This is a genomic window from Alloalcanivorax xenomutans, from assembly GCF_900217905.1.
GTDB classification, from domain to species: Bacteria; Pseudomonadota; Gammaproteobacteria; order Pseudomonadales; family Alcanivoracaceae; genus Alloalcanivorax; species Alloalcanivorax xenomutans.
The window spans coordinates 153324-166898 of the sequence record NZ_OBMO01000007.1; the positions used below are offsets into that span (position 1 = coordinate 153324).

At 62.2% G+C, this 13575-nt stretch carries 12 protein-coding genes; 4 read left to right on the top strand and 8 right to left on the bottom strand.

The genetic code is table 11. From position 1 onward, the window contains the following. Nucleotides 1-21: 21 nt before the first annotated feature. Together CRO06_RS07335 and CRO06_RS07340 are read left to right on the top strand one after the other, a co-directional pair. Nucleotides 22-1689, top strand: a complete 1668-nt coding sequence (locus CRO06_RS07335) for a flavin-containing monooxygenase (RefSeq protein ID WP_097058109.1) — start codon at nucleotides 22-24, stop codon at nucleotides 1687-1689. A gap of 192 nt (nucleotides 1690-1881) precedes the next feature. Continuing rightward, the gene (locus CRO06_RS07340) at nucleotides 1882-2424 is read left to right on the top strand and encodes a CbrC family protein (RefSeq protein ID WP_097058110.1); all 543 of its coding nucleotides are present in this window, start codon (nucleotides 1882-1884) and stop codon (nucleotides 2422-2424) included. Between the two features lie 14 nt (nucleotides 2425-2438). Here the strand turns inward: CRO06_RS07340 and CRO06_RS07345 are convergent, their stop codons facing one another. From CRO06_RS07345 to CRO06_RS07355, 3 genes are all read right to left on the bottom strand, one after another. Next, the gene (locus tag CRO06_RS07345; protein ID WP_080530364.1) at nucleotides 2439-2756 is read right to left on the bottom strand and encodes a CcdB family protein; all 318 of its coding nucleotides are present in this window, start codon (nucleotides 2754-2756) and stop codon (nucleotides 2439-2441) included. Further along, nucleotides 2756-3001, bottom strand: a complete 246-nt coding sequence (locus CRO06_RS07350; protein ID WP_097058111.1) for a type II toxin-antitoxin system CcdA family antitoxin — start codon at nucleotides 2999-3001, stop codon at nucleotides 2756-2758. Before CRO06_RS07350 ends, CRO06_RS07345 begins: the two co-directional genes overlap by 1 nt. 101 nt (nucleotides 3002-3102) lie before the next feature. Beyond that, a complete protein-coding gene (locus tag CRO06_RS07355; protein WP_097058112.1) occupies nucleotides 3103-4347 on the bottom strand; it encodes an acyl-CoA dehydrogenase family protein in 1245 nt (414 codons plus the stop codon). Nucleotides 4348-4554: 207 nt separating this feature from the next. Between CRO06_RS07355 and CRO06_RS07360 the strand changes: the two genes are divergently transcribed. Continuing rightward, a complete protein-coding gene (locus tag CRO06_RS07360) occupies nucleotides 4555-5424 on the top strand; it encodes a CHAD domain-containing protein (protein WP_097058113.1) in 870 nt (289 codons plus the stop codon). 270 nt (nucleotides 5425-5694) lie between these two features. Further along, nucleotides 5695-7194 carry a flavin-containing monooxygenase gene (locus CRO06_RS07365; RefSeq protein WP_097058114.1) on the top strand — a complete coding sequence of 500 codons (1500 nt, stop codon included), beginning with the start codon at nucleotides 5695-5697 and terminating at the stop codon, nucleotides 7192-7194. Between the two features lie 4 nt (nucleotides 7195-7198). On the opposite strand, the gene CRO06_RS07370 is transcribed toward CRO06_RS07365, so the two are convergent. The 5 genes from CRO06_RS07370 to serB all read right to left on the bottom strand — a co-directional run bounded on the left by CRO06_RS07370 (nucleotide 7199) and on the right by serB (nucleotide 13569). After that, a complete protein-coding gene (locus tag CRO06_RS07370; RefSeq protein ID WP_097058115.1) occupies nucleotides 7199-8059 on the bottom strand; it encodes an alpha/beta hydrolase in 861 nt (286 codons plus the stop codon). A 9-nt stretch (nucleotides 8060-8068) separates the two neighbouring features. Next, a complete protein-coding gene (locus CRO06_RS07375; RefSeq protein ID WP_097058116.1) occupies nucleotides 8069-10474 on the bottom strand; it encodes a TonB-dependent siderophore receptor in 2406 nt (801 codons plus the stop codon). Between the two features lie 138 nt (nucleotides 10475-10612). Further along, nucleotides 10613-11587, bottom strand: a complete 975-nt coding sequence (locus CRO06_RS07380) for a FecR domain-containing protein (RefSeq protein WP_097058117.1) — start codon at nucleotides 11585-11587, stop codon at nucleotides 10613-10615. 2 nt (nucleotides 11588-11589) lie between these two features. Continuing rightward, a complete protein-coding gene (locus CRO06_RS07385; protein ID WP_097058118.1) occupies nucleotides 11590-12108 on the bottom strand; it encodes a sigma-70 family RNA polymerase sigma factor in 519 nt (172 codons plus the stop codon). Nucleotides 12109-12339: 231 nt separating this feature from the next. Beyond that, nucleotides 12340-13569 (bottom strand): phosphoserine phosphatase SerB, encoded by a 1230-nt coding sequence (serB, locus tag CRO06_RS07390; protein WP_022994357.1) that lies wholly within the window; start codon nucleotides 13567-13569, stop codon nucleotides 12340-12342. Nucleotides 13570-13575 lie beyond the last annotated feature (6 nt).

Below are 13575 nucleotides of genomic sequence, written 5' to 3' on the forward strand. Positions count from 1 at the left end.
TGATACATTGAACGGACCGCCATGAGCAACGAGAACGAGCAGAATCAGAACACCACCGCGCCGGCTCCAGCGGCGAAAAAGAAAAAGGCCGCCACCCGCAAGGCGGCAGCCAGGCCAGCTGCGAAAAAAGCCGCGGTGAAGCGTAAAGCCACGGCACGGAAGAAAGCCGTGGCCGCCAAATCCAGCCGCCGTAGCGACGCGCAAAGCAAACGCAATGCGGTGAAAGAGGCGTCCGTGGTCATCGTGGGCGCTGGTTTCGCCGGTCTGGGCATGGCGATCCGGCTTCGTCAGGCGGGCGTGGATGATTTCGTGCTGTTGGAGCGTGCCGACAAGGTGGGCGGCACCTGGCGCGACAACACCTACCCCGGCGCCGCCTGTGATATTCCCTCCCACCTTTATTCCTACTCTTTCGCGCCGAATCCACATTGGTCCCGGCATTTTTCCGGCAGTGCCGAGATCCTGGGTTACATCGAGCACTTGGTGAAACAGTACGGTTTGCGCGACAAGATTCACTTCCAGCAGGACGTCACCGATGCGCGCTTCGATGAAACGAAAGGCCAATGGCGCGTGGATACCCGCCAGGGTGATGTCTGGCAGGGGCGGGCGGTGGTCATGGCTCAGGGGCCGCTTTCCAATGCCAGCTTTCCGGACATCGAAGGTCTGACGGACTTTAAAGGCAAGCGCATCCACAGTGCCCGCTGGGACCACGATTACGATTTCTCCGGCAAGCGGGTGGCGGTGATCGGCACCGGCGCCAGCGCGGTGCAGATCATTCCGGAATTGGCGAAAACCGCTGGTACTCTGAAAGTGTTTCAACGTACTCCGGCCTGGGTGATTCCACGCCCGGATTACGCCACTCCGGATTGGAACAAGGCGCTGTTCGAGAAACTGCCGCTGACCCGTAAGGCCATGCGCCAGGCGTTGTACTGGACGCATGAAACCATGGCGCTGGCGGTGATCTGGAATTCGCCGCTGACCCGTCTGGCGGAGCGGCTCAGCCTGACGCACCTGCGTAGCCAGGTGAAGGACGACTGGATGCGCCGGCAATTGACGCCGGATTTCCGCATCGGCTGCAAGCGGGTCTTGCTCTCCAATGATTACTACCCTGCTCTGCAGAGGGACAACGTGGACCTGATCACCTGGCCCATCGCCCGCATCGCCGAGAACGGCGTCCGCACCTGTGATGGCATTGAGCACCAGTTCGACTGCATCGTCTTCGCCACCGGTTTTGATGTGCCCAAGAGTGGCACGCCGTTCCCGATCCGTGGTCTCAATGGTCGCGAGCTTGGGGAGGAATGGTCCGGCGGCGCGCGGGCCTACAAGAGCGTCAGTGTGGCCGGTTATCCGAACCTGTTCTTTACCTTCGGGCCCAACTCCGGTCCTGGCCATAATTCGGCGCTGGTGTACATGGAAGCGCAACTGGACTATGCGGTAGAGGGTATTCGCCGCATTCTCGATCATGACCTGAAGATCCTTGATGTGCGCGAGAGTGTGCAGCAGCGCCATAATCGTCATTTGCAAAAGCGGCTGGCCCGGACCAACTGGAACTCCGGGTGTAAAAGCTGGTATCTGACGGAGGATGGCTATAACGCCACCATGTACCCGGGCTTCGCCAGCCAGTACCGCCGTCAGATGTCCCGGTTCGTGGATCAGCACTATCGGCGGGTGCCGCAAACCGGGAGCGCGTGAGTCGGGGGCTCTTATCAGGGAGGGAGAGCCTCGGAGCCGCCGTTTGGGCCGCCCGGGCGGCGCTCCGCTTGGCAGCGAATCGGCGCAGGGGCTCGCCAATGCACGTTCGAGGGTTATAAGCGGTTTACGTATACTCTCTGAAACACGGCGCTAACGGGCCTTGATACGAGAACAGGCATCAGGATGGAGCACATGGGGCAACGCTTCAAACACATCGCGGACAGTGCTCTGGAACCCTGTGAAGGCACGGTCTGTCATCATTGCGAGCGTGACGACCGTCCGATCTTCGAATACTCCGGCCGAATTGTTGATCCGAAACTGGCCGCCGATCCGGCTCTGGCCGAGGAAGAACCGGAGGTGTCGGAGTTATGTGCCGACTGTATTCTCGGCGGTAATGTGGTGAGTGACATGGATGACCGTTTGCGCGCCTTGGTCGACAAACTCTCCGATTCGCGGCGGCTATGGCGGGAGTTTCAGCAGTTGCCGGAGATTCCGCTGTTTATGCAGGGGTTCGACTGGCCTTTGTGTTGCGATGATTGGTGTGAGTTCGTCGGTTGCGCGGAAAACCACCAGAGTCTGATCGAACGCCACGAGCAATCCCGCGCCTGGGATCGGGGGCCCACCTCCTATCGCCGTGATTTCAGGAGAGACGGGGCTCCCGAATCCCTGCGGGAAATTTCGTTCTTCCGCTGCCACCATTGCCGGCGGGAAACGCACATCGACCAGTTCACCTGATTCGAATGTCCCACTCAAATACCGGTAACCGCGAAATCCAGGGCCGCGATGATGTTTTCCCTGAAATGCGCAAGAGAACCGACGGGGGCATCGAGACGCTTCACCGGCAGGGAAGAAATCTGAGGTGTCAGCAACAGTAGCACCTCATCTTCAAAATGGATTTCCGGGGTCAGTCCCCGCATGGCCTGGTCGCCAAAGGCAGAGCGCTTGGCCAACGGAATGACGATACGCGTGGCCAGATCCTCCAGAATGGGACTCTGTATATCCACCAGGTAGGGGTAGAGGGCTCGGCTGGTATTGCTCGGATTGCGGTAAACGTCGAACTGGGCCATCAAAATTCCCGAAACTCATCTCCGAAACAGCCGTGCTGCTCAACGCTCTCGTTATACTTCCTGATTGCTGCCCGGTTCTCCTCGACCCAGCGGGCGCCCTCGTGCCGGGCCAGTTCTTCCTTGAGTGCCCTCTCCAAAGTGGCCGACAAATTGATATTGAGCGCCCGGGTCTTCTTGAGAAGGTCGCTGTTGATGGACAAATTAGCTGCTTTTTTGGGGGCCGTGGTGTCGTAAATTTCGTGCATTGCAGCCTCCATGGGAGCTGTGGGTAACGTTCCTGAAGTGTATGCGCATTGGTGTGCGCATACAAGGCGCTGACCGCGGAGCACTCCGCCGTCGCCAGACATCACAGCGTGAAATACACCGCCGTGGCACCGCGGTTTTCCCGTGCCCGGCGCAGCTCTTCCCGTGCCACGGTGCGCAGGTGCACCTCATCCGGACCGTCCATGAAACGCAGGGCGCGGCCCCAGGTCCACAGATAGGCGAGCGGTGTATCGGGGCTGAGGCCCATGGCGCCGAAGATCTGCATGGCCCGGTCCAGTACCCGGGTTTGCAGGCGCGCGGCCACCACCTTGATGGCGGATACCGCGACCCTGGCGGCCGGGTTGCCGTGGCGGTCCATCCGCCAGGCCGCCTGCAGCACCAGCAACCGGGCCTGATCGATCTCCAGCCGGCTCTCGGCGATCCAGTCGCGAATGTTGTCGAAATCGCACAGGAACTTGCCGAAGGCGCGCCGTTCCAAAGCCCGTTCACACATCATCTCCAGGGCCAGCTCGCATTGGCCGATGGTGCGCATGCAGTGATGCACACGGCCCGGGCCGAGCCGGGCCTGAGCCATGGCGAAACCGGCGCCGGGCTCGCCGAGCAGAAACTCGACGGGCAGCCGCACCTGACGAAACAGCAACTCGCAGTGACCTTCCGGGGAGTGGTGCTGGAGGATGGGAATGTTGCGTTCCACACTCACGCCCGGGGTGTTGAGAGGCACCATGATCATGGAATGCTGGTGGTGGGGGCCGCCGCCTTCATGGTCATCGCAGCGCGCCAGCACGATGGCGAAGTCGCAGCGGGGGTGGGCGGCGCCGGTGATGAACCACTTGCGACCGTCCAGTACATAGTGATCGCCGTCCCGGCGCAGAGTGGTGGCGATGTTGGTGGCGTCGGAGGACGCCACGTCCGGCTCGCTCATGGCGAAACAGGATCTTACCTCGCCTTCCAGCAGGGGGCGCAGCCAGCGGTCGTACTGCGCCGGGGTGGCGAAACGGTGCAGTAATTCCATGTTGCCGGTGTCCGGAGCGCTGCAATTGAACACCTCCGCGGCCCACGGGATGCGGCCCATGATTTCCGCCAGCGGCGCGTAGTCCAGGTTGTCCAGGCGGGTGCCGGGTTCCTCCTCGCGAAGCTCGGGCAGGAACAGGTTCCACAGGCCGTCTTCCCGGGCCTGGAGCTTGAGCGGATCGATCACCGGCAGAGGGTATTCTCCGGCGTTGGCCAGCCGGTGCCATTCCGCGTTGCGGGGCATCACCCGGCGTCGCATGAACTGGTGCATCACGTCCTGGACCTGGCGGCTGTATTCGGGGAATTCGAACTCCATGGGGCGCTCCTCGCTGAATGGACCCTTCAGCCTAGGACATTGGGATGGCGGGGCTTTTGATGATGATCAAGAAAGCGGCCGGCACGGTGGATTAGGATTTGACCTACTGGTTGGCAGGTACGGTGATCGCTGTCATTTCCTTGTCACGGTAATCCCGCCGGGGGCCTGCCATAATCGAGCGGCTTTTTGCACTCCCCGGAGGTATCCATGAGTTCCCCCATGCTGGAACGGCTGGTGGCCGTGGCCTGTGACCAGGATTGTCAGGCCCTTGCATCGTTGATGGACCAACAGCAATTGACACCGGAACAGGTTCATTCCTTACGTGTGCTAATCAAGCGTCAGCGCGCGTTATGGCAACTGATGTCCACCCAGGGAGAGAGCAAACGCGCGCAGAAACAGGACAAGGCCCTGCGTGCCGGAGCCAGACTGCTGGCCGCTTCCCGTGATCGTCAGGTCACCGAAGAGACTCTGGCCACGTTGAAGCAGACCACGGGGCGGGATTATGAGCTGGAGGCCCTGGAGCGGGTGATGGCCTGGCTGGCGGAGGAACAAAGCGATCCGGTGGCGCCGCCGGTGCCGGAAGCGCTGCCGCTGGTATTCCAGGCAGACCTGGACGCCTGGCAGGCACTCAAGCGCAAAGGGGAAGATCAGGATGTGATCCGCAAGGGTTACGTCACTTTGTATCGGCAATTACGCCAGCAAGCTCTGGAGACATTGTCCGAGGGCAAGGACGAGGACTGGCACCGCCTGCGCCGCGACGTGAAATACCTGCTGTATCAACTGGAACCCCTGGGCGGCACGCTGGCGGACGCCGAGGTGGATATAAAGCGGATCCGCAAGCTGGGCAGCCAGCTTGGCGACTTGCACGATCTGCATATGCTCGGTGACCAGTTGAAACGCCGTCTCAAGAAAACCGGAGACGCGGGGCTCCGTGAAGCCCTGGTCTGTGTGCGCCAACTGGCGGCCCGTCGCGAAGAGAGGGTGATGACGGAGTGCCGGCAGCGCACCCGCCGTGTGTTTGAACTGAAGCCCAAAATGCTGCGACAGGCCCTGGAGCAGCTTGCCCTTCCCATCTGAGTTTTCTCTGGAGGTGATCGGCTGTCGGAATGACCCCGGCGCCGGTCCGGTTCCGGCGTCATCATGGCGCAAACATCCTTTACATCAGTCAATGTCAAGGACATTGGCCGCAGCGCCCCGATCGGGCCACCCGCTTGGCCGTAGCGCCGATGATTCGGCACCATCCGACCTTCCGATCCCCCTTGGGATACCCGCATTATGGGCCAATGTCACGAGCCACTGCCCCGCCCGCGCGAGGAGGACGGCTCAGCCCATACGGCGGAGAGAATCATGTCCAACAACCACTTCGATGTTCTGATCATTGGCGCCGGCCTGTCCGGTATCGGCGCCGCCTGTCATTTGAGCCGCCAATGCCCGGAGCGCAGCTACGCCATCATCGAGCGCCGTGAGCGCATGGGAGGCACCTGGGACCTGTTCCGTTACCCGGGTATCCGTTCCGACTCGGACATGTTCACCCTGGGCTACAACTTCCGCCCCTGGACCGAAGCGAAGGTGCTGGCGGACGGGCCGTCGATCCGTAATTACATTGTCGACACCGCCAAGGAATACAAGGTCGAGGATAAAATCCGCTACGGCCGCAAGATGACCGGCGCGCGCTGGTCGTCATCACAGAACCGCTGGACCGTGGACCTGGTCCGTGAGGGAGACGGCAGTGCCGAGCAGGTCACCTGCCAGTTCCTCTATTGCTGCACCGGTTACTATAACTACGATGCCGGCTATACCCCGGACTTTCCCGGCGTGGACGACTTCAAAGGTCAACTGGTCCATCCGCAGAAATGGCCCGAGGACCTGGATTACTCCGGCAAGAAGGTTGTGGTGATTGGCAGTGGCGCCACCGCCGTGACGCTGGTGCCGGCGATGGCGGACAAAGCCGGCAGCATCACCATGCTGCAGCGTTCGCCCACCTATGTGGCCACGGTGCCGCAGGAAGACCCGATCTCCGCCAATCTGCGCCGGTTTCTGCCGGAAATGGCGGTGTACCGTCTGGCCCGGGCGCGCAATATCGCGCTGCAGCGCATGGTCTTCAAGCTGTCCAAACAGCGGCCGAAGCTGGTGCGGCGCGCCCTGCTGGCCGCCGCCCGCCGTCAGTTGGGCTCCGAGTTCGACATGACCCACTTCAAACCCCAGTACAACCCCTGGGACGAGCGCCTGTGCGCGGTCCCCAACGGCGATTTGTTCAAGGTGCTGCGCAAGGGTAAGGCGGACGTGGTGACCGATCATATCGATACCTTCACCGAGAAAGGCATCCGTTTGAAATCCGGCAAGGAACTGGAGGCGGACATCATCATTACCGCCACCGGTCTGGACCTGCAGCTGCTGGGCGGCGCCAGCCTGACCGTGGACGGCGAAGAAGTGGTGCCCAAGGACACCCTGGTGTATCGCGGGCTGATGCTGCGTGACGTGCCCAATATGGCGCTGGTGTTCGGTTACACCAACTCCTCCTGGACACTGAAAGCGGATCTGGTCAGCGAGTATGTTTGCCGCCTGCTCAACTACATGGCGCGCAATGGCATTGAGCGGGTCACGCCGCGTGACCAGGAAGGCTGCGATACCGACGACAATTTCGTCGGCTTGCAATCCGGTTATGTGCAGCGCGCCGCCGACCGTCTGCCCCGCCAGGGCAGCAAGGCGCCCTGGCAGGTGCTGAACAACTATTTCAAGGATTTGCCGGCGCTGCGGTTCGGGCGCATCGAGGACGACACCCTGGAGTTCTCACCGGCCCCGGCCAGCCGCCGCCGCGGTGGTTTGCTGGCGATGTTGCGGAGCTGAACGCTTACCGCCGCCGCGCGGTCAGCACTTCGCGTAACACCAGGTTCTCGATGCGAAACGGCACCGACATATGATCCTCGGCCTCGATCACCGTGACGCTGCTGCGCAATCCCAACGCCGACAGCGGCTGCAACCGCTTTTGCAGCGCCACGGCGTTTTGCACTTCCTGAGGCGAATCCCGCTCCGCCACGATCAACGCCAGGCTGGTGTGCGTCACATCGATCTTCCGGTCCATCGCCTGTTCGGTGAAATGCCGCTCCGGTGGCAACAGATAATGGTCATGCCACCACAGGCTGGGGCTGGCGGAAACGATGTGATCGAACAGCTCCGGCCGGGTGAAGAGCGTGTAAACCGCGAACATGCCGCCAAATGAATGACCATAGAGGCTTTGTTGATCCTCGTCCACGGTGTAGTGTTCCGCCACTTTCGGCATTAGCGTCCGCTCAATGAAATCCAGCAGTTGATCCTGGCCGCCTTGGGGCGGGTCATTGCGGTCCTCGGGAACCGGCGGTGAAAAATCATAGGAACGGCGCAGAAAATTGAGCGGTTTATCGCCGGGGTAACCGATGCCGACGATGATGGCCTTCCGGTACGCCTTTTGTGCCCGTTTCGCCTCGTGCAGCGATGCGAAATAGGCGTTGGCGTCCAGCACATACAGCACCGGGTAGCCACCGGTGTAGGGCAGTTCCCCTTCCGGTTCGCTGATCATGATGCGATAAGGGTGACCATCGGCATTGGTAAGCCGCCATTCCCGAGTGCCGCTTAAGGTTACCGGGGAATCGTCGGCGGAGGCGTTTAACGCTACCAGCCCGGTCCAGCAGAGCAGGGCGATGACGCCACCACGGAGAATAAAAACAACAGGCATGAAGTGCTCCTACCAGCGATAGCTGACGCTGCCGATCACGCTGCGGCCTTCACCGCGATAGCAGTAGCCGGCCTCGCAGGCGATGTATTGTTTGTCGAACACATTTTTGGCATTGACGCCGATACGGAAGCCGGCGAGTGCGCCGTGCAGATCATAGTGGGCGCCGAGATCCACCAGCGTGTAGGCCTCGTTCCTGTCGTCGTTATTGCTGTCACTGTAGTTGCTACCGACATAGCGGGCACCGCCCGCCACGCCGAGGCCATCCAGAACGCCGCCGTACTGGCGATACTCCAGCCACAGGCTGGCCAGATGGCGGGGCCGGTTGATCGGGTCCTTGCCTTCGTCGCCGTCATTGCTTCTGGTCACCTCGGCGTCGTTGAACGCATAGCTCGCGGTCATGCGCAGCGCCTCGTTGATGTCGGAAACCGCTTCCAGTTCAATGCCGCGGGAACGCTCTTCGCCGGTCTGCAGATGGTTCAGTGCGTTGTCGGGATCACGGGTGAGCACGTTGGTTTGGGTGAGTTGATAAACCGACGCGGTGAGCAGGGTGCGGCTGCCCGGCGGCTGGTATTTCACGCCCAGTTCGAACTGTTCGCCTTCGGTGGGCTTGTAGTCCTCACCGTAGAGGTTGGCGCCGTTCTCGGGGAGGAAGGACAGGGCGTAACTGGCGTAGGGGGCAACGCCGGAATCGAACAGATAGAGGACGCCGGCTTGACCGGTGGTTTTGTCGTTGTGGCTCTTGTCGTGGCCGCCGGCGAGATGGTTTTTCTTGTCGGTGGCGCTCCAGTCCTGGCGGATCCCGGCGGACAGGCGCCAGTTGCCGACTACCATTTGATCCATCAGGTACAGACCGCCGCGGTGGGAGGCTCCGGTTTGGTCGGTAAACACCGTGCCGGTGGTGGGCTTGGGCACCGGTTGGCGGTAGTCCGGGTTGGCAATATCAATGGAGGGCGCCGGCCCGGACGCGTAGACCACGTCGTACTTCAGCCAGGTGTAGTCGACACCGGTGAGCAAGGTATGCCGGGCCGCGCCGGTGCTCAGTTCAGTGACCAGACGGGTATCGGAAGTCACCGACTCCATGGTTTCGTAAATGCCGTAGCTGGATCGCTGCAGCAGATTCGGGTTGCTGCTGTCGACGCCTGTGACACTGAGATACTGGTTGGTGGTATCAACGTTGCCGTAGCGCAGATTGTGTTGAAGGCGCACGCGATCGGTGAAGGCGTGCTCGAATTCATAGCCGAGCGTCCATTGCTGCTGATCGAGCTTGTCGAAATCCTCGTCGCCTGCCCAGAAGCGGGTCAGCGTGTCGCCTTGCTGGTAGGGTCGCGGCGAGCCGCTGGTGAGGCGGTCGCTGTACTGCGCCAGCAGCGTGAGGTGGGTGTCATCGTCGATGCGCCAGCTCAGGGATGGCGCCAGCAGGGTAATGTCATTGTCCACTTGCTCGATGTCGGTTTCGGCGTCGCGGGCGACACCAACCAGGCGGTAAAGCACATTCGCGTTCTGGTCCAGTTTGCCGCCGACATCGAACTGGCCTTGCAGATGGTCATTGTTGCCGGCCTGCAATTCCACTTCCTTGCGCGCAGACAGGCTGGGTCTTTTGCTCACCCTGTTGACCATGCCGCCGGGGCTGATCTGGCCGTACAACACTGAAGCGGGGCCCTTGAGAATTTCAACCCGCTCCAGCGCATAGGGCTCACTGGTGTAGTAGGACAACCAGCCGGTGTTGGGCTGGCGCAGCCCGTCCAGGAAATCGGCGTTGGTGGTGGCCGCGTAACCGCGCACCTTGATCTGGTCAAAACGCGGGTCCAGGCCGGCGCCGCCGACGCTGACCCCGGCGGTGTAGGCCACCGCCTCCTCGACACTGGTGGCTTTGCGGTCGGCGATCTGATCGGCGGTGACCACGCTGATACTCTGCGCGGTTTCCAGAACAGGAGTGTCGGTTTTGGTGGCGGTACGGCTGTAGCCGGCCTGGTAGCCGTCCACCGGATCGATACCATTGGCGCCGCCGGGTTGTCCCCGCACGGTGACCGGATCCAGTAAGTGTGCCCGGGCATCCTGTTGGACCGGAACCACCACATAGCCGCTGCGGCCCTGCTCCGCGGTGAGCCCGGTGCCGGTCAGCAATTGCGCCAGCGCTTCCGCCACCGAGGCGGGCTGTCGCAGGCCCTGGGTTCGCCGGTCTTTGACCAGGTCCGGGGAAAAGGACAGGGTAATGCCGGTCTGCTGGGCGAACTGGCTCAGCGCGGGCGCCAGCGGACCGGCGTCGATGCGGACGTCCCGCAGGGTCATGGAGGCCGGAGTCCGGGCGGATTCAGCGGCCAGCGCCGGACCGTAAAGGGCCAGTGCAAACGCGGAGGCCAGGGCGCGCCGGCGCCATTGGTGGCCGCCGGAGTGATGGGAAAAAGAGAAAAACATGGTGTCGTTCCGCTGTCGTTTAAGGACGTGTCATCCCGTTAACCGAACGACGGGGGAAAAACCGACAAACTTTTTGATTTCCTGCTAACACTGATGCCTACTACTGGGCGGCTTTGTAGTCCCGGCGATGCTCCGGCGTCATGCTTGGGCGACCACCCGGACCCACCAGGGCGTACGCCAGACCACTTCCACCGGCAGCAGGCGGCCGAGGTCATCCATCAAGGCATCGGGATGGTCCAACTGGAACACGCCGGAGAGGCGTAAATCCGCCACCGCCGGATCGCAACCGGTGTGCCCGCTACGGTAACGGGCCAGTTCGGCGACAAATTCTTCCAGGCGCATGTTGTCCACCACCAGCATGCCGCGCGTCCAGGCGGTTGGCGGCTGCGTCGGTGTGGCCAGTGGAGTGATGGCGACGTCGCCCAGCCGCCAATGTTCACCGGAGGCGCAACGCTGCTGTTGACCGGTGGCGGTAATGGCGGTGACCTCGCCCTGCTCCACCCAAAGGGTGGCGAAATCGCCCTGGTGATCCCGTAACAGAAACCGGGCCTGCCCGGCCTGGCAATGACCGAAACGATGCTCTACCCGCAGGGGGCGGGGCACGGCGTGGCCGGAGTCCGCTCCGCTTTCCACCCACATTTCGCCGTGATTCAGCACCAGACGCCGCTCGCTGTCGCTGTAGCGCACATCCAGGGAAGAGCGGGTATTGAGCTGGATGCGGGTGCCGTCATCCAGAGTCAGGCGCTGCTGTTCTCCGGCACCGGTACGGTAGTCGGCGTGTAGTGGCGAGTGCCGGTAGGTCAGCCAGCCGCCGGGCGCGCCGACCAACAGCGCAAGCAGGCTCTTCAGCGTGCGGCGCCGATGCAGATCGGCGCCGGCATTGTTCAGCACCGGTAACGCCATGTCCTTGTCCGGCAGAGCTTCCAACAGTGAACGGAATTCGCCACGCAGGTTGCACAGACGTTCCCAGGCGAGGGCATGGTCGGGATGTCGTTCGCACCAGTCGCGGATGCTCCGCCGCAGGGCCCGGCGATCATCGGTGCCATCCAGCCGCAGTTGCCATTGGATGGCGGTGTGCACCACCGATTCCGGCAGGGTCCGGTCGTCGGGCATGGTCAGGCGCCGCCCTGTTCGAAGCGCAGCCGGTAGCAATGCATCAGGGCTTCGGCCACATAACGCTCGGCGGTGCGGGTGGAGACGCCCAGCTGCTCGGCCACTTGGCGATGATTCTGGCCACCCAACTGGTAAAGCAGGAAGGCTCGACGTACCCGGGTCTTCAGGCCGTCCAGCATGGCCGCCACCCGCTCCAGCATTTGCAGGGCCTCGTTACGGGTTTCGGCGGAGGGGGCGTATTCCCGAGGCAACTGTGCCAAGGCTTCCAGGTAGGCTTTTTCCAGAGCGCTGCGGCGCCAGAAATCGATCACCAGCCCCTTGGCGATGGTGCCCAGAAAAGCCCGCGGCGCTTCGTCGGTGACCGGCTTTCCGCGCACCAGCACACGCACGAAGGTGTCCTGGGCAATATCGGCGGCCTGCTCGGTACAACCCAGCTTGCGCCGCAACCAAAGATGCAGCCAGCCATGATGGTCACGATACAGCTCGGCCAGATGGGACGGATCGATTTCAGTGGCGGGCATGGGACGGAGACGGGTGGTTGGCGAAAGTGCGATGCCTGGAAGCAGGCGTTGAAAACACACATTAAACGCGAATCAGTCTCATTACAAGGGGGCAATAGCAACGGCCCAACGCGGTTCTTTTCAGTATGACGAGCCGTGGAGGCCAGGTGCAAAGTTGTTCGCTGGCAAGCCAGCTTCACACGGAGGTCCAAGAAAGCTGCTGTGGGAAGCTGGCTTGCCAGCGAATACGGACTAGTTCAGCAGTTCCGCCTGGTCCTTGTCGCGCACACCGATCAGATAGAGGATGCCGTCCAGGCCCAGCGTGGAAATCGATTGCTCGGCGTTCTTTTTTACCAGCGGCTTGGCGCGGAAGGCGATGCCAAGACCGGCGGCGCCCAGCATGGGCAGATCGTTGGCGCCGTCGCCCACGGCGATGACCTGCTCCAGGTTGATGTTTTCCTGCTTGGCGATCTGTTTGAGCAGTTCCGCCTTGCGTTCGCCGTTGACGATCTGGCCTACCACCCGGCCAGTGACCTTGCCGTCCTCGATTTCCAGTTCGTTGGCGTAGACGTAGTCGATGTTCAGGGTGCGCTTGAGCCATTCGCCGAACCAGGTAAAGCCGCCGGATAGAATGGCGGTGCGGTAGCCCAGTGCCTTGAGGGTGGGGATCAGGCGCTGGGCCCCTTCGGTCAGTTCCAGGCGGTCGCGCACTCGCTCCAGGGCACCTTCGTCCAGCCCCTTGAGCAGGGCCACGCGGGAGCGGAAGCTTTCATTGAAGTCCAGTTCACCGCGCATGGCCCGTTCAGTGATGGCGGCTACCTGCTCGCCGACGCCGGCCTCGGCGGCCAGTTCATCGATCACTTCCGAGCGGATCAGGGTGGAATCCATGTCGAATACCACCAGCCGCCGATTACGGCGGAAAGCACTGTCGCGCTGGAAGGCGATGTCCAGGTTGCGCTCGTTGGCGATGGACAGAAAAGCGGCGCGCATGGCCGCCGCGTCCCGGGGTTCGCCGCGCACCGAGATTTCCACGCAGGCGCGGGTGTCCGGGTTTTCCTGCTCACCTTCCAGGCGAACCCGGCCGGACAGGCGGGTCATGCTGTCGATGTTGAGGCCATTGTCGGCCACCACGGTGGTGACTTCGGCCAGCTGTTCGGCGGTGATCTTGCGCGACAGCAGGGTGATGATGTGGCGGTCCTTGCCCTGGCCGGCCACCCATTCCTCGTAGCGGTCCTCGTCGATGGGACGGAAGCGCACCGAAATATTACGTTTGTGGGCCTCGAACAACAGGTCCTTGAGCAGAGGCGATGCTTCCCCTTCCGGTGGCACCTCCACCAGAATGCCCAGGGACAGGGTGTCGTGGATCACCGCCTGGCCGATATCCAGTACGTTCACCTGGTAGCGGCCCAGTATCGCGGTGAAGGCCGCGGTTAAGCCAGGCCGGTCATTGCCGGATACCTGGATGAGAATGATCTCGCGCACTAACTG